Annotated in this window: 18 protein-coding genes; 14 read left to right on the top strand and 4 right to left on the bottom strand. The window is 62.9% G+C overall.

Features of this window, described 5'->3' with window-relative positions; genetic code table 11:
- The first annotated feature begins 333 nt into the window (after positions 1-333).
- Genes ACNFBR_RS20800 through ACNFBR_RS20790 form a run of 3 tightly spaced genes read left to right on the top strand, consistent with a single transcriptional unit; the run spans position 334 to position 3,896 of the window.
- Positions 334-993 carry a paraquat-inducible protein A gene (locus tag ACNFBR_RS20800; protein WP_416736572.1) on the top strand — a complete coding sequence of 220 codons (660 nt, stop codon included), beginning with the start codon at positions 334-336 and terminating at the stop codon, positions 991-993.
- Positions 980-1,603, top strand: coding sequence for a paraquat-inducible protein A (locus tag ACNFBR_RS20795; protein ID WP_416736571.1), 624 nt, complete (start codon positions 980-982; stop codon positions 1,601-1,603). The genes ACNFBR_RS20800 and ACNFBR_RS20795 overlap by 14 nt, the downstream gene beginning before the upstream one ends.
- Positions 1,596-3,896, top strand: a complete 2,301-nt coding sequence (locus tag ACNFBR_RS20790; protein ID WP_416736570.1) for an MlaD family protein — start codon at positions 1,596-1,598, stop codon at positions 3,894-3,896. The genes ACNFBR_RS20795 and ACNFBR_RS20790 overlap by 8 nt, the downstream gene beginning before the upstream one ends.
- Before the next feature lie 244 nt (positions 3,897-4,140).
- Here ACNFBR_RS20790 and rpsT read toward each other — a convergent pair whose 3' ends face one another.
- Entirely contained in the window at positions 4,141-4,419 is a 279-nt protein-coding gene (gene rpsT, locus ACNFBR_RS20785; protein WP_003247625.1) for a 30S ribosomal protein S20, read from the bottom strand.
- 250 nt (positions 4,420-4,669) lie between these two features.
- Here rpsT and murJ point away from each other — a divergent pair, with 250 nt between their 5' ends.
- The 6 genes from murJ to ispH all read left to right on the top strand — a co-directional run bounded on the left by murJ (position 4,670) and on the right by ispH (position 12,005).
- Positions 4,670-6,208: a murein biosynthesis integral membrane protein MurJ gene (gene murJ, locus ACNFBR_RS20780; protein ID WP_416736569.1), complete on the top strand. Its 1,539-nt coding sequence runs from the start codon at positions 4,670-4,672 to the stop codon at positions 6,206-6,208.
- Between the two features lie 118 nt (positions 6,209-6,326).
- Entirely contained in the window at positions 6,327-7,277 is a 951-nt protein-coding gene (gene ribF, locus ACNFBR_RS20775; protein WP_416736568.1) for a bifunctional riboflavin kinase/FAD synthetase, read from the top strand.
- Positions 7,274-10,105, top strand: coding sequence for an isoleucine--tRNA ligase (gene ileS / locus ACNFBR_RS20770; protein ID WP_416736567.1), 2,832 nt, complete (start codon positions 7,274-7,276; stop codon positions 10,103-10,105). The genes ribF and ileS overlap by 4 nt, the downstream gene beginning before the upstream one ends.
- Complete coding sequence (lspA, locus tag ACNFBR_RS20765) at positions 10,098-10,613, top strand: signal peptidase II (protein WP_012270370.1); 516 nt, start codon at positions 10,098-10,100, stop codon at positions 10,611-10,613. Before ileS ends, lspA begins: the two co-directional genes overlap by 8 nt.
- Positions 10,606-11,043 (top strand): FKBP-type peptidyl-prolyl cis-trans isomerase, encoded by a 438-nt coding sequence (gene fkpB, locus ACNFBR_RS20760; RefSeq protein WP_416736566.1) that lies wholly within the window; start codon positions 10,606-10,608, stop codon positions 11,041-11,043. Before lspA ends, fkpB begins: the two co-directional genes overlap by 8 nt.
- A gap of 14 nt (positions 11,044-11,057) precedes the next feature.
- Positions 11,058-12,005, top strand: coding sequence for a 4-hydroxy-3-methylbut-2-enyl diphosphate reductase (ispH, locus tag ACNFBR_RS20755; RefSeq protein ID WP_416736565.1), 948 nt, complete (start codon positions 11,058-11,060; stop codon positions 12,003-12,005).
- Here the strand turns inward: ispH and ACNFBR_RS20750 are convergent, their stop codons facing one another.
- A complete protein-coding gene (locus tag ACNFBR_RS20750) occupies positions 12,006-12,491 on the bottom strand; it encodes a GspH/FimT family pseudopilin (protein WP_416736564.1) in 486 nt (161 codons plus the stop codon).
- Between the two features lie 109 nt (positions 12,492-12,600).
- Between ACNFBR_RS20750 and ACNFBR_RS20745 the strand changes: the two genes are divergently transcribed.
- Genes ACNFBR_RS20745 through thiO form a run of 5 tightly spaced genes read left to right on the top strand, consistent with a single transcriptional unit; the run spans position 12,601 to position 15,410 of the window.
- Positions 12,601-12,783, top strand: a complete 183-nt coding sequence (locus ACNFBR_RS20745; protein WP_416736563.1) for a prepilin-type N-terminal cleavage/methylation domain-containing protein — start codon at positions 12,601-12,603, stop codon at positions 12,781-12,783.
- Positions 12,780-13,427, top strand: a complete 648-nt coding sequence (locus ACNFBR_RS20740) for a PilW family protein (RefSeq protein WP_416736562.1) — start codon at positions 12,780-12,782, stop codon at positions 13,425-13,427. The genes ACNFBR_RS20745 and ACNFBR_RS20740 overlap by 4 nt, the downstream gene beginning before the upstream one ends.
- A complete protein-coding gene (locus ACNFBR_RS20735; RefSeq protein ID WP_416736561.1) occupies positions 13,424-13,867 on the top strand; it encodes a hypothetical protein in 444 nt (147 codons plus the stop codon). Before ACNFBR_RS20740 ends, ACNFBR_RS20735 begins: the two co-directional genes overlap by 4 nt.
- A 1-nt stretch (position 13,868) precedes the next feature.
- On the top strand, positions 13,869-14,258 hold the full coding sequence (locus ACNFBR_RS20730; protein WP_416736560.1) for a type IV pilin protein: 390 nt from the start codon (positions 13,869-13,871) through the stop codon (positions 14,256-14,258).
- 54 nt (positions 14,259-14,312) lie between these two features.
- Positions 14,313-15,410: a glycine oxidase ThiO gene (gene thiO / locus ACNFBR_RS20725; protein WP_416736559.1), complete on the top strand. Its 1,098-nt coding sequence runs from the start codon at positions 14,313-14,315 to the stop codon at positions 15,408-15,410.
- A 114-nt stretch (positions 15,411-15,524) separates the two neighbouring features.
- Here the strand turns inward: thiO and ACNFBR_RS20720 are convergent, their stop codons facing one another.
- Positions 15,525-16,934: an amidase gene (locus tag ACNFBR_RS20720; RefSeq protein ID WP_416736558.1), complete on the bottom strand. Its 1,410-nt coding sequence runs from the start codon at positions 16,932-16,934 to the stop codon at positions 15,525-15,527.
- A 1-nt stretch (position 16,935) separates the two neighbouring features.
- Complete coding sequence (locus ACNFBR_RS20715) at positions 16,936-18,213, bottom strand: Zn-dependent hydrolase (RefSeq protein WP_416736557.1); 1,278 nt, start codon at positions 18,211-18,213, stop codon at positions 16,936-16,938.
- Positions 18,214-18,216 lie beyond the last annotated feature (3 nt).

The raw sequence follows: 18,216 nt of genomic DNA, 5'->3' as shown, positions 1-18,216 counted from the left end.
CATCGCCGATGGTAGTGTGGGGTTTCCCCATGTGAGAGTAGGTCATCGTCAAGATTCATTTCGCAAAACCCCTATCTGCGCATGCAGGTAGGGGTTTTGTCTTTGTGGCGCTAAAAACAAGCACCACGCGATCCCTGTAGGAGCAGCCTTGTGCTGCGAAGAGGCCCGTAAAGCTGACAGTGATGTGTCGGCTATACGGGCCTCTTCGCAGCACAAGGCTGCTCCTACAGTGACCTTGCCTGGTTCTGTAAACACGCATACAGGCCAACGTCGCCTCCCACAATTGGAGCCAGAACACTAGAATAGCCCCACGCACCTATTCAGAAGCGCTATATGTCCAATTCTGTCGAACCTGAAACCCTGGCTCAGTTACCGTTGGACGAGCTAGTCGCCTGCCACGAATGCGACCTGCTGCTGCGCAAGCCCGTGCTCCAGCATGATGAGAAGGCCCAATGCCCGCGCTGCGGCTACGAGCTCTACGCCCACCGGCACAATGTGGTGAATCGCAGCTTGGCCTTGGTGCTTACAGCTTTGTTGCTGTTCATCCCGGCCAACTTCTTGCCGATCATGCAGTTGCATCTGCTTGGCCAGACTTCCGACGATACCGTCTGGAGCGGCGTGCTGGGCCTGTACAACTCGGGGATGCGCGGTGTCGCCGTAGTGGTGTTGCTCTGCAGCATGGCCATCCCCTTGGCGAAATTGCTCTGTCAGCTAACTGTGCTTTTGAGCATTCGCCTGAACGTCGGGCGCAATTACGGCCTGGTCTTTTACCGCATCTATCACCACCTACGTGACTGGGGCATGCTCGAGGTCTATTTCATGGGCGTGCTGGTGGCCATCGTCAAACTGGTGGACCTGGCTGAACTGACCGTGGGCCTGGGGCTGTTCTGCTTTATCAGCCTGTTATTGATTCAGGTGTGGCTCGAGGTGGTGATGTCACCCCACCAGATCTGGAGTGCGCTATCAGGGGAGGACCTGCATGCGGGCGATTGATGCAGGCATCCTTGTCTGCAATGAGTGTCATGAGCTGAACAGGCAAGAGCCAGACAGCACTTCGCAAACCTGCACGCGCTGTGGCGCTATCGTACATGCGCGCCGCCCGAACAGCATCGTGCGTACCTGGGCGCTGCTGATAGCTGCGTCGATCCTGTACATCCCGGCCAACCTGCTGCCGATCATGACCGTAAGCACTCTCGGCCAGGGTAGCCCGGACACGATCATGTCCGGCGTCATTACCCTGCTCAAGCACGGCATGGTGCCCATTGCCGCCGTGGTGTTCATTGCCAGTATCCTGGTGCCCACGTTCAAGCTGGTGGGCATCGGCTTGCTGCTGTACTCCGTGCAACGCCGGCAACCGCTTTCGGCCCGACAACGGATATTGATGTACCGCTTCATCGAATTCATCGGGCGCTGGTCCATGCTGGATATCTTCGTCATCGCCATCCTTGTGGCGGTGGTGAATTTCGGCCGGATAGCCAGTGTCGAAGCCAATCTGGGCGCTGTCGCCTTCGCAACTGTGGTGATCCTGACAATGCTTGCCGCTTTAACTTTCGATCCCCGACTGATTTGGGATAACACGGAGTCGGATGACGACCATGAGTGACCTGCCAACGGCTAAAACCCGCCCAGCCTCGAACTGGTCGGCCATCTGGATCCTGCCTTTGATCGCATTGATGATCGGTGGCTGGCTCGCGTGGCAGGCTTACCGTGATGCCGGCGTGCAAATCGAAGTCCGCTTCGAGTCAGGCGAGGGTATCGTCGCCAACAAGACCGAGGTGATCTACAAGGGCATGCCAGTTGGTAAGGTCGTAAGCCTGGTGCTCGACGCCAAGGGCGACAACCAAGGGGTGATCGCCACCATCGAGATGAACAAGGCTGCCGAACCTCACCTGACCAAAGGTACGCGCTTCTGGCTGGTGAAGCCGAGTGTCAGCCTGGCGGGTATTTCCGGCCTTGAAACGCTGGTATCGGGTAACTACATCGCTGTCAGCCCGGGGGAAGGGGAGCGTACCAAGCGCTTTACTGCGCTGAAGGTGGCGCCGCCGCTCTCAGACACGGAACCAGGCCTGCACCTGACCCTCAAGGCCGATAGGTTAGGCTCGCTCAACCGTGACAGCCCGGTCTTCTATAAGCAGATTCAGGTTGGCCGGGTAAAAAGCTACCGACTGTCCGAGGACCAGAGCACTGTCGAGGTCAAAGTCTTCATCGAGCCGGCCTACGCCAGCCTGGTGCGCAAGCATACGCGTTTCTGGAATGCCAGCGGCGTCAGCATCGATGCTTCGCTTTCGGGTGTGAAGGTGCGCAGCGAGTCGCTGTCGAGCATCGTGGCTGGTGGTATCGCTTTTGCTACACCGGAGTACCGCAAGGACAGCCCGCCCACCGACCCGAGCCTGCCATTCCGCTTGTATGAGGACTTTGATGCAGCCCAGGCCGGTATCCGGGTCAAAGTGAAGCTAAGCGACTATGAGGGCCTGCAGGCCGGTCGCACGCCGGTCATGTACAAGGGCATTCAGGTGGGCTCGCTGAAGGCCCTGAAGATGGAGGACAACCTGTCTAGCGCATCGGCCGAGCTGACACTGGACCCACTGACCGAGGATTACCTGGTAGAGGGGACCCAGTTCTGGGTGGTCAAACCGTCGATTTCCCTGGCAGGTATCACTGGTCTGGAAGCGCTGGTCAAAGGTAACTACATTGCCATTCGCCCCGGTGAGAAGGGCGCACGGCCAGAGCGTGAGTTCGAAGCCCGCGCCAAGGCGCCGCCGCTCGACCTCAAGGCGCCGGGCCTGCACATGGTGTTGTTCGCAGACACCTTGGGTTCGCTGGAGATTGGCAGCCCGGTGATGTACCGCCAGGTGAAGGTGGGTAGCGTGCAGAGCTACCAGTTCGCCCGTAATAGCAACCGCATCCTCATCGGTGTGCATATCGAGAAGGAGTACGAGAAGCTGGTCAACGGGTCGTCGCGCTTCTGGAACGTCAGTGGTATCACCCTGACCGGTGGCCTTTCGGGTATCAAGATCAAGAGTGAGTCGCTGCAAACCCTGATGGCCGGTGGTATCGCCTTCGACACGCCACGTCCCGATGTGGCGCTGAAACGGCATATTCCGCGCTTCCGCCTGCATGACAGCCAGGAGGCGGTAAACCGTGCGGGTACGTTGATCACCATCCGCGTTGACCGTGCGGATGGCCTGAAGCCGGGTACGGCGATCCGCTTCCGTGGCCTGGATGTAGGCAGTATCGAAAGCGTCGACCTGACCGATGACTTGCAGGCGGTGCTGTTGCGGGCGCGTATTACCGAAGCGGCTGACCGTATCGCCCGCGCCGGTACGCAGTTCTGGGTGGTCAAGCCAGCTCTGGGGCTGGTGCGCACCGAGAACCTCGACACGCTGATTGGTGGGCAATACCTGGAAGTGCAGCCAGCAGCCAAGGACCGTGGTCCGCAGCGTGATTTTATCGCCTTGGCCGATGCTCCACAGCTAGCGGGGCCGGAGGTCGGCCTGCCGTTGACGCTCAGTGCGCCACGCCGTGGCTCGATCAAACCGGGTGTGCCGGTGACATATCGTGAGGTTGCGGTGGGCAAGGTGACAGGCTTCGAGCTGGGCCAGAGCGCTGACCGCGTGTTGATTCATGTCCTCATCGAGCCGCGCTATGCCGCCCTGGTTCGCAGCGGTAGCCGCTTCTGGAATAGCAGCGGCTTCGGTTTCGACTGGGGGCTGTTCAAGGGGGCTACAGTGCGTACCGAGTCGGTGCAGACCCTCATCGATGGCGGTATCGCCTTTGCAACGCCGGATGGCGAGCAAATGGGTAATCCGGCGCGCCCGCAGCAGACCTTTGCCTTGTTCGACAAGGCCGAGGATGAATGGCTGCAGTGGGCGCCGAAGATTCAGATAGCCAAGTAATCAGAGGGCAGGATGTAGGAGCAGCCTTGTGCTGCGAATGGGCTGCGTAGCAGCCCTGGCAATCTTTGCTAGCCAGCTAAAAGCTGGGGCTGCTTTGCAGCCCATTCGCAGCACAAGGCTGCTCCTACAAAAAAAGCAGGTCGGCGATGAGGCATGGGTTGCAGCAAAGCAAATCGGTGCTGGTGCATAAATCGCAGGCAACAAAAAACCGACCCTAGGGTCGGTTTTTCGACTAGCGCGTCGCTTAGGCAGCTGCAGCTTCTTTCAGCGCCTTGATGTGGCCATTCAGACGGCCTTTGTGACGAGCAGCCTTGTTCTTGTGGATGATACCTTTGTCGGCCATACGGTCGATTACAGGTACAGCCAGAACGTAAGCGGCTTGCGCTTTTTCGGCGTCTTTTGCGTCAATGGCTTTAACTACATTCTTGATGTAGGTGCGGACCATGGAACGCAGGCTGGCGTTGTGGCTGCGACGCTTCTCAGCCTGTTTTGCACGTTTCTTGGCGGAAGGTGTGTTGGCCACCGTCGAGCTCCTCGAAAGACTTTAGGTAAATAGCAAACAAAATAGGCCGCGAATCATGCCGATCAGTAGATCGATTGTCAAGGCCACCTGCAAGGTTCCGCCGAGCGGTGCGCCAACAAGCAGGAAAGATTCCTTTCTGCTGCGCGACCTGTACACTCGGGAATTTTTGGCTCCCCTGCGAAGGCGCGGGAGTATCGCACATTCGGACGCTGTCTGGCAGCGTCCTCTGTCATTGGCGTGAATCTTTTCGATGAACCTGCTCAAATCCCTGGCTGCAGTAAGCTCGATCACCATGATTTCGCGGGTGCTGGGCTTCGTTCGCGACACCATCCTGGCGCGCATCTTCGGTGCCGGTGTCGCCACCGATGCCTTCTTCATCGCGTTCAAACTGCCTAACCTGTTGCGGCGGATCTTCGCCGAAGGTGCATTCTCCCAAGCCTTCGTACCCATCCTGGCCGAGTACAAGACCCAGCAAGGCGAGGAGGCCACGCGTACCTTCATCGCCTATGTCAGCGGTCTGCTGACCCTGGTCCTGGCCCTGGTGACCGCCATCGGCATCCTGGCAGCGCCGTGGGTGGTGTGGGCGACGGCCCCGGGCTTTGTCGACAACGCCGAAAAATACGAGCTGACCACCGCCCTGTTGCGAGTGACCTTTCCTTATATATTGCTGATCTCGCTGTCCTCCCTGGCCGGTGCGATCCTCAATACCTGGAACCGCTTCTCGGTACCTGCCTTCACCCCGACCTTGCTGAACGTGGCGATGATCGCTTTCGCCGTGCTGCTGACACCGTACTTCAACCCGCCGATCATGGCCCTGGCCTGGGGGGTGCTGGCCGGTGGCCTGGCGCAGTTGCTGTACCAGCTGCCGGCGCTGAAGAAGATCGGCATGCTCGTCCTGCCGCGCCTGAACCTCAAGGATGCGGGTGTGTGGCGGGTGCTCAAGCAGATGCTGCCGGCGATTCTCGGGGTGTCGGTGAGCCAGATTTCGCTGATCATCAACACCATCTTCGCCTCCTTCCTGGTGGCCGGTTCGGTGTCGTGGATGTACTACGCCGACCGCCTCATGGAGCTGCCTTCCGGCGTTCTGGGCGTGGCCTTGGGCACCATCCTGCTGCCGACCCTGGCCAAAACCTACGCCAACAAGGACCGCGAGGAGTATTCGCGGATTCTCGACTGGGGCCTGCGCCTGTGCTTCCTGCTGGTGCTGCCCTGCACCCTGGCGTTGGCCATTCTTGCCGAGCCGCTGACCGTTGCGCTGTTCCAATATGGCAAGTTCAGTGCGTTTGATGCGGCCATGACGCAACGGGCGCTGATCGCCTATTCCGTGGGCTTGCTGGCGATCATTCTGGTCAAGGTACTGGCACCCGGCTTCTATGCGCAGCAGAATATCCGCACGCCGGTGAAGATCGCGGTGTTCACCCTAGTCTGCACCCAGCTGTTCAACCTGGCCCTGGTTGGCCCGTTGGCACATGCGGGCCTGGCATTGGCGATCAGCCTAGGGGCCTGCCTGAATGCCGGCTTGCTGTTCTGGAAGCTGCGCAGTCAGCGGCTGTTCGAGCCTCAGCCAGGCTGGGCGCTATTCCTGCTCAAGCTGGTGCTGGCAGTGGCGCTGATGTCGGCGGTACTGTTGGCGGGCATGCACTATATGCCGGCCTGGGAGCAGGGCATCATGCTCGAACGCTTCCTGCGGCTTGGGGCGCTGATCCTGGCGGGCGTGGTGACCTATTTTGGCTGCCTGTACCTGTGTGGCTTTCGGCCTCGGCATTTCGCCCGCAAGGCCTTGCACTGAGGCTTTGGGCGGGTCAGGCGTCGGTTTTTCGTATTCCACGCCGCCCTTGGGCGCTGCTGCCTGTCACCGGCGCCCGGGTGTGGTTATAATCGGCCACTTTATGAGCAAGAAGCGCGTTATGCAGCTGGTTCGAGGTCTTCACAACCTGCGCCCCGAGCACCGGGGCTGTGTCGCCACCATTGGCAACTTCGACGGGGTTCACCGCGGCCACCAGGCAATCCTGGCGCGCCTGCGCGAGCGCGGCCAGGCCTTGGGCCTGCCGACCTGCGTGGTGATCTTCGAACCGCAACCACGCGAGTACTTCGCCCCCGACACCGCACCGGCGCGCCTGGCCCGCCTGCGCGACAAAGTCGAGTTGCTGGCCGCCGAGGGCATCGACCGCGTGCTGTGCCTGGCGTTCAACCAGCGCCTGAGCAAGCTCAGCGCCGATGCCTTCGTCAAGGCGATCCTGGTCGATGGCCTGGGTGTGCGTCACCTCGAAGTAGGCGATGACTTCCGCTTCGGTTGCGACCGCGCTGGCGACTTCGCCTTTCTCGTCGAGGCCGGCAAGCAGTACGGCTTCACCGTCGAGGCCGCCAATACCGTGATCCAGGACGGCCTGCGGGTCAGCAGCACCGAAGTGCGCAAGGCCCTGTCCGAAGGTAACTTCGAGCTTGCCGAGCACCTGCTGGGCCGCCCTTACAACATTACCGGCCGAGTGCTGCATGGCCAGAAGCTGGCCCGCCAGCTCGGCACACCTACCGCCAACATCCAGCTCAAGCGCCGCCGCGTGCCGTTGTCCGGGGTCTACCTGGCCAGCATCGAGATCGACGGCCAGGCCTGGCCGGGTGTCGGCAATATCGGCGTGCGCCCCACCGTTGCCGGTGATGGGCGCCCGCACCTGGAAATTCATCTTCTGGATTATGCCGGCGACCTGTATGGCCGGCGCCTGACGGTGGAGTTCCACCACAAGCTGCGTGAAGAGCAGCGATTCGCCTCCCTGGAGGCGCTGAAGTCGGCGATCGATGCGGATATCGCCGCCGCACGTGCACATTGGCACGCTCAACCGCTAACGAAGAGCCTGAAATGACCGACTACAAAGCCACGCTTAACCTTCCGGACACCGCCTTCCCCATGAAGGCCGGCCTGCCTCAGCGCGAACCGCAGATTCTGCAGCGTTGGGACAGCATTGGCCTGTACCAGAAGCTGCGCGAAATTGGCAAGGATCGTCCCAAGTTCGTCCTGCACGACGGCCCGCCCTATGCCAACGGCAAGATTCACATCGGTCATGCGCTGAACAAGATCCTCAAGGACATGATCGTCCGTTCCAAGACCCTGGCCGGCTTCGATGCGCCGTACGTGCCGGGCTGGGACTGCCATGGCCTGCCGATCGAGCACAAGGTCGAGGTTACCCACGGCAAGCACCTGTCTGCCGACCGCACCCGCGAGCTGTGCCGCGAGTACGCTGCCGAGCAAATCGAAGGGCAGAAGACCGAGTTCATCCGTCTGGGCGTACTGGGTGAATGGGACAACCCCTACAAGACCATGAACTTCGCCAACGAGGCCGGTGAAATCCGTGCCTTGGCCGAAATGGTCAAGCAAGGCTTCGTGTTCAAGGGCCTGAAGCCGGTGAACTGGTGCTTCGATTGCGGTTCGGCCCTGGCTGAAGCGGAAGTCGAATACGCCGACAAGAAGTCGCAGACCATCGACGTGGCCTTCCCTGTTGCCGACGAGGCCAAGCTGGCTGCCGCGTTCGGCCTGGCCTCGCTGGCCAAACCGGCCGCCATCGTGATCTGGACCACCACCCCGTGGACCATCCCGGCCAACCAGGCGCTGAACATTCACCCGGAGTTCAAGTACGCCCTGGTCGATACCGGCGAGCGCCTGCTGGTGCTGGCCGAAGAGCTGGTCGAGTCGTGCCTGAAGCGCTACAACCTGGAAGGTTCGGTCATCGCTACCGCCCAGGGTTCGGCGCTGGAGCTGATCAACTTCCGTCACCCGTTCTATGACCGCCTGTCGCCAATCTACCTGGCCGACTACGTCGAACTGGGCGCCGGTACTGGCGTGGTGCACTCGGCACCTGCCTACGGTGAAGACGACTTCGTCACCTGCAAGCGCTACGGCATGGTCAACGACGACATCCTTACCCCGGTGCAGAGCAACGGCGTGTATGTCGAGTCGCTGCCATTCTTCGGCGGCCAGTTCATCTGGAAAGCCAACCCGGCCATCGTCGAGAAGCTCAGCGAAGTCGGCGCGCTGATGCACACCGAAACCATCAGCCACAGCTACATGCACTGCTGGCGCCACAAGACCCCGCTGATCTACCGCGCCACCGCGCAGTGGTTCGTGGGCATGGACAAGCAGCCGACCACTGGCGAGCCGCTGCGTGAGCGCGCGCTGAAAGCGATCGAAGACACCAAGTTCGTCCCGGCCTGGGGCCAGGCGCGCCTGCACGCGATGATCGCCAACCGCCCGGACTGGTGCATCTCGCGTCAGCGCAACTGGGGTGTGCCGATCCCGTTCTTCCTGCACAAGCAGACTGGCGAGCTGCACCCACGCACCGTCGAGCTGATGGAAGAAGTGGCCAAGCGCGTCGAGCAGCAAGGCATCGAGGCCTGGTTCAAGCTGGACGCCGCCGAGCTGCTGGGCGCTGAAGCCGACCAGTACGACAAGATCACCGACACCCTCGACGTGTGGTTCGACTCGGGTACCACCCACTGGCACGTGCTGCGTGGCTCGCACGATATCGGCCACGCCACCGGCCCGGTCGCCGACCTGTACCTGGAAGGCTCCGACCAGCACCGTGGCTGGTTCCACTCGTCGTTGCTGACCGGTTGCGCCATCGACAACCACGCGCCATACCGCGAGCTGCTGACCCACGGTTTCACCGTGGACGAGAACGGCCGCAAGATGTCCAAGTCGCTGGGCAACACCATCGAGCCGGAGAAGGTCAACAACACCCTGGGTGCCGACATCCTGCGCCTGTGGGTTTCGGCCACCGACTATTCCGGTGAAATGGCCGTTTCCGAGCAGATCCTGCAGCGCAGCGCCGACGCCTACCGCCGTATCCGCAATACCGCGCGCTTCCTGCTGTCCAACCTGTCCGGCTTCGACCCGGCCCGCGACCTGCTGGCCCCGCAAGACATGCTGGCGCTGGATCGCTGGGCCGTGGACCGTACCCTGTTGCTGCAACGCGAGCTGGAAGAGCACTACAGCGAGTACCGTTTCTGGAACGTCTACTCCAAGGTGCACAACTTCTGCGTACAGGAACTGGGCGGCTTCTACCTCGACATCATCAAGGACCGCCAGTACACCACCGGCGCCAACAGTGTCGCCCGCCGCTCCTGCCAGACCGCGCTGTACCACATCAGCGAAGCGCTGGTGCGCTGGATCGCGCCGATCCTGGCGTTCACCGCCGACGAAATCTGGCAGTACCTGCCGGGCGAGCGCAACGAGTCGGTGATGCTCAACGGCTGGTACCAGGGCCTGAGCGAGCTGCCGGAAGGCACCGAGCTGGACCGTGCCTACTGGGACCGTGTGATGGCAGTGAAGGCATCGGTGAACAAAGAGCTGGAGAACCAGCGTACCGCCAAGGTCATCGGTGGCAACCTGCAGGCTGAAGTGACCCTGTACGCCGACGAAGGCCTGAGTGCCGACCTTGGCAAGCTGGGCGACGAGCTGCGCTTCGTGCTGATCACCTCGGCCGCCAGCGTAGTGCCGTTCGTACAGGCGCCAGCCGACGCCGTGGCCACCGAAGTCGAAGGCCTCAAGCTGAAAGTGGTCAAGTCCGGCCATGCCAAGTGCGGCCGTTGCTGGCACTTCCGCGCCGACGTCGGCAGCCACCCGGAACACCCGGAAATCTGCAGCCGTTGCGTCGACAACCTGAGCGGTTCGGGCGAGGTGCGCCACTATGCCTAACCCTGCGGCGGGGCGCTTCGGGCGCCTTGCATGGCTTTGGCTGAGCTTGCTGGTCCTGGTCCTCGACCAGGCCACCAAGCTGTACTTCAACAATGCCCTGACCATGTACCAGCAAATTGTCGTCATTCCTGACTACTTCAGCTGGACCCTGGCCTACAACACCGGTGCCGCTTTCAGCTTCCTCGCCGATGGCGCGGGCTGGCAGCGCTGGCTGTTCGCCCTGATCGCCGTGGTGGTCAGTGCCGTGCTGGTGGTATGGCTCAAGCGCCTGGGGCGCAACGAGACCTGGCTGGCCGTGGCGCTGGCGCTGGTGCTGGGTGGCGCCATCGGCAACCTGTACGATCGCATCGTGCTGGGCCATGTGGTCGACTTCATCCTGGTGCACTGGCAGAACCGCCACTACTTCCCGGCCTTCAACGTGGCCGACAGCGCCATCACCGTTGGTGCGGTGATGCTGGCGCTGGATATGTTCAAGAGCAAGAAGTCGGAGGATCCGGTCCATGACTGACACCCGTATCGGCCAGAACACCGAAGTCACCCTGCACTTCGCGCTGCACCTGGAAAACGGCGACACCGTCGACAGCACCTTCGACAAAGCCCCGGCCACCTTCAAGGTTGGCGATGGCAACCTGTTGCCTGGCTTTGAGAACGCCCTGTTCGGCTTCAAGGCGGGTGACAAGCGCACCGTGGTAGTGGCCCCGGAGAACGCCTTCGGCCAGCCCAACCCGCAGAACGTGCAGGTCATGCCGCGCGCCAACTTCGAAGGCATGGAGCTGTCCGAAGGGCTGCTGATCATCTTCAACGACGCCGCCAACACCGAACTGCCGGGTGTGGTCAAAGCGTTCGATGACGACCAGGTGACCATCGACTTCAATCACCCACTGGCTGGCAAGACCCTGACCTTCGAGGTGGAGATCCTCGAGGTGAAGGCCCTGTAAGCCTGGAGCCGAGCATGCAAATCAAACTCGCCAACCCTCGCGGCTTCTGCGCGGGGGTCGACCGGGCGATCGAGATCGTCAACCGCGCGCTGGAAGTCTTCGGCCCGCCGATCTATGTGCGTCACGAAGTGGTGCACAACAAGTTCGTGGTGGAAGACCTGCGCAACCGTGGCGCCATCTTTGTCGAAGAGCTGGACCAGGTGCCGGACGATGTCATCGTCATCTTCAGTGCCCATGGCGTTTCCCAGGCCGTGCGCCAGGAAGCTGCTGGCCGTGGCCTGAAAGTGTTCGATGCCACCTGCCCGCTGGTGACCAAGGTGCACATCGAAGTGGCCAAGTACAGCCGCGACGGCCGTGAGTGCATTCTCATCGGCCACGAAGGGCACCCGGAAGTCGAAGGCACCATGGGCCAGTACGACGCCAGCAACGGCGGCGCCATCTACCTTGTCGAGGACGAGGAGGATGTTGCCAGCCTGCAGGTGCGCGACCCGGACCACCTGGCCTTCGTCACCCAGACCACGCTGTCGATGGACGACACCAGTCGCGTCATCGACGCCTTGCGCGCACGCTTCCCGAACATCGGCGGCCCGCGCAAGGACGACATTTGCTACGCCACCCAGAACCGCCAGGATGCCGTCAAGCAACTGGCCGGCGAGAGTGACGTGGTGCTGGTGGTCGGCAGCCCGAACAGCTCCAACTCCAACCGCCTGCGCGAGCTGGCCGAGCGCATGGGCACCCCGGCCTACCTGATCGACGGTGCCGAGGACCTGCAACGCGGCTGGTTCGATCAGGCTGCGCGAATTGGCATCACTGCCGGTGCATCGGCCCCCGAAGTGCTGGTGCGTGGCGTGATCGAGCAACTCAAGGCTTGGGGCGCCACTGGCGCTGAAGAGCTGGACGGGCGGGAGGAGAACATCACCTTCTCCATGCCCAAAGAGCTGCGGGTTCGTTCGCTGATCTGATCAGGGCCTTGCGCACAGCGGATGATTCGGTTCGTCTGTGCGCAAGGCTACTCTGCCGCTGCTTGCCAGAACCACATGATAAGGGCTGTTGGTTTTTTCGCAGACTACAAGCCGGCCACTTAGCTGAGCGTTGTTTGGCTGCATCGGCACACCCTGTGCACTGAATTTCACCTGCCCCCCAGTGTTCGTTGCGATTTTCATTGGTCGAGAAAGCCGATGCTCGCGCAGCACTTGCTGATTGTGCTCCAGCAGCGAACGCCAGCCATTCCCCCAATGACCGTCCAGCGCCACCACCACTACTGTCTGGCCCTGCAGCACGGCATGGCTGCGCGCATTGCGCAGCGCCTGCGCCAGATCACGGGCCGTCACCGCCCTGTGTAGGTCGCCGCTTAGCTTGGCGTAGGCCGGCACACCGAGCTGTGTCAGCAAGACGGCCACGGCCAAGCCCGACAATATTTGAATCAGTGTTACGCCGCGTTGCTTCACCGTGCATTCCTCCCTGGACGTGCTTGGCTGTAGCTTCACGGCCGCTGGCCAAACGGTCTAGTCGCTCAGGTTCAAGGCCATTGCGGGAAAAGTCGCAGGAGGTGCAGGGATGCACGTGATGCAGCGGGGTATGACGCTCCTGGAAGTGTTGTTGGCGATGCTGGTCGTGGCGGTGGGCATGTTCGCAGCGGCGGGGTTGCAACTACAGGCCTTGCAGGCGGCCGACAGTGCGCACCGCGATGGGCAGGCGGCGATGGCGGTGCACAGCGAACTTGAGCGGAGGCGGCGATGAGGCGCCGCCAGATGGGGTTCGGTTTGCTTGAGGTGGTGATGGCACTGGCCATCGGTTTGATGCTGCTGGCGGCGGCCAGCCAGCTCTTCGCTTCGGCACACCAGGCTTGGCGCCTGCAAACTACGGCAGTGCGTATGCAGAGTGACGCGCGTCAGGCGTTGTTGCGTATGGCTCAGGATATTCGCATGGCCGGAGTGTTCGGCTGTCTGCGCCTGCAACCTGGCGACTTCAAGAGTACTACTGCAATGCAGGCCTTCAGCCGCCCTCTGGAGGTGGGGCCATCCACCCTGAGCCTGGTGGTGGAAGAGCTGCCCGGGCAGGCAGGAGCACCTGACTGGTTCTTGCAGACAGACTGCCTGGAAAAGGTATCTGTGGAGGACGCGCGAACCGCGAGTAAGCCCTATCCACTGGCATACCCCATTAGCCAGTACGTTTACCAACTGCGCGGCAATACCTTGAGCTTTAGACGAGGCCCCAGCTTTCAGCCGCTGGTGGAGAACGTGCGAGAGGTAAGTTTTGAGCGTGTGCAAATGCCTCAAGGGGAGCGGGTAGATATCGCGCTCACGTTGTACGAGCCCACGCTCAAACTCGAACAGCGTCATGAGCTGAGCGTGGCGCTACGCAACCCGGTGCCGGGGCCATGAAGCGTCAACGCGGTGTCGTGCTGCTGTTGGCGTTGGTACTGAGCCTACTGCTCGGCTTGCTGGCGGCCTCAGCCCTGAGTGATGCCTTGGTGGAAACGCGAATGGCTGGCCACCTGCGCGAGGGTCTGCTGGCGCTCGAAGAGGCTGAGGCCACGTTGCAAGCAGGGGAGGCCGAGCTCAAGCGTGCACCGCCTGATCTGTGTCCCGCGTGCATGCCGCCAGCTCGACCGCACGACCTGGCCGGGCAGTGGCAAAGCACGCAAGAGGGTTACTTCCAGCTGCAGAATCTTGGGCCGAGTAAGCGCGCGCAGGCCACCCTGTTCCGGATAACCGCCGTCAGCAAGCAAACCCAGTCACGACATGTACTGGAAGCCGTCTACACCGTGGACGGCGAAAGGATGCAACGCACGGCCTGGCGACAAAGACTCAGAGGAGACTGACATGCAGCAAGGCTTGAGCCTGATCGAGTTGTTGATTGTGCTGGCCGTGACCGGCATGCTGGCAGCCATTGCCTACCCCGGTTACAGCGACCAGCTTCGGCGAGCCGCGCGCAGCGAAGTGGTTGGCCTGCTGCATGATGCCGCCTTGCGCCTGGAGCGCCACCGCGTGCGCACCGGGCAATATGCCGAGGGCGACCCAGCCTTGCCCGATGGTACCCGCTATTACAGCCTGCAGGCCCAGCGCGACAGCGACACCTTCACGCTGCGTGCCCGGCGGCTGCCGCATGGGCTGATGGCGCAGGATGGCTGTGGTGATTTCCAGCTCGACCAGGCCGGGGTGCGCAGCAACCCCGGTGCCGTTGCTGGCAACGCGCAGTGCTGGGGAAGCTGAAGGTTGAATGATGCCTTGTGCATCGCGGTTTTACTTCAGGTGTTGGATCGACAGATGAGCAAGCAAGTAGTGGTGGTCGGCGGCGGGGTGATCGGCCTGTTGACGGCGTTCAACCTGGCGGCCAAGGTCGGCCAGGTAGTGGTGTGTGATCAAGGCGAGGTGGGCCGAGAGTCGTCCTGGGCCGGCGGTGGCATTGTTTCGCCACTGTACCCGTGGCGCTACAGCCCGGCAGTGACCGCCTTGGCGCACTGGTCGCAGGACTTTTATCCACAGCTGGGCGAGCGTTTGTTCGCCAGCACCGGCGTCGACCCCGAAGTGCACACCACCGGGCTGTACTGGCTCGACCTGGACGACCAGGCCGAAGCGTTGGCCTGGGCCGAGCGCGAGCAGCGGCCGCTGAGTGCCGTGGATATTTCGGCGGCCTACGACGCGGTGCCGGTGCTGGGCCCGGGCTTCAAGCGCGCCATCTACATGGCTGGTGTGGCCAATGTGCGCAACCCGCGCTTGGTCAAGTCGCTGAAGGCGGCGTTGCTGGCGCTGCCTAACGTGACCTTGCGTGAGCATTGTCAGATCACCGGCTTCGTGCAGCAAGACGGGCGCGTGACCGGTGTGCAGACCGCCGACGGCGTGCTGGCGGCGGATGAAGTGGTGCTCAGCGCTGGCGCCTGGAGTGGCGACCTGCTGCGTACCCTAGGCCTTGAACTGCCGGTAGAGCCGGTGAAGGGCCAGATGATTCTGTTCAAGTGTGCCGAAGACTTCTTGCCGAGCATGGTGCTGGCCAAGGGGCGCTATGCGATCCCACGGCGTGATGGGCACATTCTGGTGGGTAGTACGCTTGAGCATGCCGGGTATGACAAGACCCCGACCGAGGATGCGCTGGAAAGCCTGAAGGCATCGGCGGTGGAGCTGTTGCCTGAACTGGAGGGGGCCACGGTGGTGGCGCACTGGGCGGGGCTGCGGCCGGGGTCGCCGGAAGGCATTCCGTACATCGGGCCGGTGCCGGGGCACGCGGGGTTGTGGCTGAACTGCGGGCATTACCGCAATGGGCTGGTACTGGCACCGGCTTCGTGCCAATTGTTTACCGACTTGATGACCGGGGCCGAGCCGATTATCGACCCGGCGCCTTATGCACCAGAAGGTCGTTTGGGCTGAGGGCCTCTTCGCGGGCTTGCCCGCTCCCACAGGTACTGCGCAAGCCTTGAGGGCTGTGGTGAGCCTGTGGGAGTGGGTTTACCCGCGAAAGGGCCAGCGAGCCCGTTAGAGAGCTCAACCGGTAATGGGCGCCTGCAAGTGCCGGCTCGGGTAGTGCTGCTCATACACCTTGCACACCCGCAGCACCTGCTCATCGGCAAAGCGCCCGGCCACCACCTGCAGGCCCACCGGCAACCCTTCGCGGGTAAACCCGCAGGGCACCGAAGCCGCCGGTTGCTGGGTCAGGTTGAAGGGGTAGCTGAACGGCGTCCATTCCATCCATTGCGCCATGCCCGACCCTGGCGGTACGTTGTGCCCGGCCTCGAATGCCACCAGGGGCAGCATTGGCGATACCAGCACGTCATAGCGCTGGTGGAAGGCATTCATCTTCGCAATCAATGCGGCCCGGGCCTCCAGCGCCTGGGTGTATTCGTCCAGGCTGATCTGCGCCCCTTGTTCGGCAATCCAGCGCAGCCCCGGGTCCAGTAGCGCCCGCTGCTCATCGCCGAGCGCACTGGCTAGCCGCGCCGCACCGGCAAACCACAGGGTATTGAAGGTTTCCAGCGGGTCGCTGAAACCGGGGTCCACTTCCTCCACCTGCGCACCCAGCCGTGCCAGGCGTTGCACCGCTTGCGCCACCAGCGCCTGGATCTGTGGGTCGACCTGTACATAACCGAAGTTGGCGCTGTAGGCGATGCGCAGGCCGCTCAGGTCTTGCTGCTGCCCCAGCCACGGCGCCTGCCGTGGCGCACCGGCCAGCCCGTCACGCGCATCGGGGCGAGCGACACAATCGAGCATCAGCACCGAGTCGTCCACGGTGCGCGTCATCGGCCCCAGGTGCGACAGCACGGTCATGGCACTGGCCGGCCACTGCGGCACATAGCCGAAGGTCGGCTTGATGCCGAAGGTGCCGGTAAAAGCGCAGGGGATACGAATCGAGCCCCCGGCATCGCTGCCCTGGTGCAGCACCCCCAGGTTCAACGCAGCGGCTGCAGCGGCGCCACCCGACGAGCCGCCGGCGGTCAGCCTGGTATCCCAGGGGTTGCGGGTGATGCCGTACAGCGGGTTGTCCGTTACCCCTTTCCAGCCGAACTCCGGCGTGGTGGTCTTGCCCACCAGCACTGCCCCAGCGTCACGCATGAACGCGGTGAAGGGCGCATCGGCTTCCCATGGCCCGGCGCCCGAGGTGGTGCGTGAACCTTTGCGGGTGGGCATGCCACGGGTCAGGGTCAGGTCCTTGATCGAGGCCGGCACGCCATCCAGCCGACCGCAGGGCTCGCCACGCTGCCAGCGCTGCTCGCTGGCGCGGGCGGCGGCGCGAGCCCCTTCGCCGTCGACATGGCAGTAGGCGTTGACTGCCGGGTTGTGCAGGTCGATGCGCGCCAGCACATCGTCGACCACCTCGACCGGGGACAACTGGCGGCGCTGGTACAGTTCAAGCAATTCGATGGCGGTGAACTCGCCAATCGCGGTTTTCTGGGTCATCTCAACGGGCTCCCGAGTTGGCGGCCTGGAACATGGCGCGCAACAGGACGTCACAGCCATCGGCCAGGTCCTGCGGCGCGGCATTTTCGATCTCGTTGTGGCTGATGCCACCTTCGCACGGCACGAAGATCATCCCGGCCGGGCCCAGCTCGGCGAGGAAGATGGCATCGTGGCCGGCGCCACTGACGATATCCATGTGGCTCAGGCCCAGTTCGCGCGCGCCCTGGCGCACGGCGTCCACGCACTGCTCGGCGAAATACAGCGGCGGGAAGTCGGCGGTCGGGGTCAGCGTGTAGCTCAGCCCATGCTTGGCCGTACTGCTTTCGATGGCGGCCTGCACCTCGCTGACCATGGCGGCGAGGTGCTCGGGGTCGAGGTGGCGCAGGTCGATGGTCATCTGCACCTGGCCTGGGATGACATTGCGTGAGCCTGGGTGCAGGGTCAGGCAGCCGACCGTGCCGCAGGCATGTGGCTGGTGGGCGTGGGCCGTGCGGTTGACCGCAGCCACCACTTCGGCGGCGCCGACCAGGGCGTCCTTGCGCAGGTGCATGGGGGTGGGCCCGGCGTGCGCCTCGACGCCGGTCAGCACCAGGTCGAACCACTTCTGCCCCAGGCAGCCCTGCACCACGCCGATGGTGGTGCGTTGGTCTTCCAGTACCGGGCCTTGCTCGATATGCGCTTCAAAGTAAGCGCCGACGGCATGCCCGGTCGGCACGCGCGGGCCGGCGTAACCGATACGCTGCAGCTCCGCGCCCACCGACAGGCCCTGGTCGTCGACTTTGTCCAGGGTGTCCTGTAGGCCGAACTTACCGGCGAACACGCCCGAGCCCATCATGCAGGGCGGGAAGCGCGAGCCTTCTTCGTTGGTCCACACCACCACTTCAAGCGGGGCTTCTGTGGTCAGGTTCAGATCGTTGAGCGTGCGCATCACCTCAAGGCCGGCCATGACGCCGTAGCAGCCATCGAACTTGCCGCCGGTGGGTTGGGTGTCGATGTGGCTGCCGGTCATGACCGGCGCAAGGGCAGGGTTACGACCGGGGCGGCGGGCGAAGATGTTGCCGATGGCGTCGATGCTGACCGTGCAGCCGGCCTCTTCGCACCAGCGCACGAACAGGTCGCGGGCTTGACGGTCGAGGTCGGTCAGGGCCAGGCGGCACACGCCACCCTTGGCGGTGGCGCCGAGCTTGGCCAGGTCCATCAGCGATTGCCAAAGGCGCTCGCGGCTGACCAGCGAGCCTTGGCCAAGCAGGTGCTGCGAGGGATCGATGCGGGTGTTCATGGG

This window comes from Pseudomonas sp. NY11955 (genome assembly GCF_048068035.1).
Lineage (GTDB): Bacteria > Pseudomonadota > Gammaproteobacteria > Pseudomonadales > Pseudomonadaceae > Aquipseudomonas.
This window is presented reverse-complemented; position numbering and strand designations above follow the sequence as displayed.

Coding starts and splice junctions, on each gene's coding strand:
- ACNFBR_RS20800 (WP_416736572.1), top strand. CDS start 334: ATGTCCAATTCTGTCGAACCTGAAACCCTGGCTCAGTTACCGTTGGAC.
- ACNFBR_RS20795 (WP_416736571.1), top strand. CDS start 980: ATGCGGGCGATTGATGCAGGCATCCTTGTCTGCAATGAGTGTCATGAG.
- ACNFBR_RS20790 (WP_416736570.1), top strand. CDS start 1,596: ATGAGTGACCTGCCAACGGCTAAAACCCGCCCAGCCTCGAACTGGTCG.
- murJ (WP_416736569.1), top strand. CDS start 4,670: ATGAACCTGCTCAAATCCCTGGCTGCAGTAAGCTCGATCACCATGATT.
- ribF (WP_416736568.1), top strand. CDS start 6,327: ATGCAGCTGGTTCGAGGTCTTCACAACCTGCGCCCCGAGCACCGGGGC.
- ileS (WP_416736567.1), top strand. CDS start 7,274: ATGACCGACTACAAAGCCACGCTTAACCTTCCGGACACCGCCTTCCCC.
- lspA (WP_012270370.1), top strand. CDS start 10,098: ATGCCTAACCCTGCGGCGGGGCGCTTCGGGCGCCTTGCATGGCTTTGG.
- fkpB (WP_416736566.1), top strand. CDS start 10,606: ATGACTGACACCCGTATCGGCCAGAACACCGAAGTCACCCTGCACTTC.
- ispH (WP_416736565.1), top strand. CDS start 11,058: ATGCAAATCAAACTCGCCAACCCTCGCGGCTTCTGCGCGGGGGTCGAC.
- ACNFBR_RS20745 (WP_416736563.1), top strand. CDS start 12,601: ATGCACGTGATGCAGCGGGGTATGACGCTCCTGGAAGTGTTGTTGGCG.
- ACNFBR_RS20740 (WP_416736562.1), top strand. CDS start 12,780: ATGAGGCGCCGCCAGATGGGGTTCGGTTTGCTTGAGGTGGTGATGGCA.
- ACNFBR_RS20735 (WP_416736561.1), top strand. CDS start 13,424: ATGAAGCGTCAACGCGGTGTCGTGCTGCTGTTGGCGTTGGTACTGAGC.
- ACNFBR_RS20730 (WP_416736560.1), top strand. CDS start 13,869: ATGCAGCAAGGCTTGAGCCTGATCGAGTTGTTGATTGTGCTGGCCGTG.
- thiO (WP_416736559.1), top strand. CDS start 14,313: ATGAGCAAGCAAGTAGTGGTGGTCGGCGGCGGGGTGATCGGCCTGTTG.
- ACNFBR_RS20720 (WP_416736558.1), bottom strand. CDS start 16,934: ATGACCCAGAAAACCGCGATTGGCGAGTTCACCGCCATCGAATTGCTT.
- ACNFBR_RS20715 (WP_416736557.1), bottom strand. CDS start 18,213: ATGAACACCCGCATCGATCCCTCGCAGCACCTGCTTGGCCAAGGCTCG.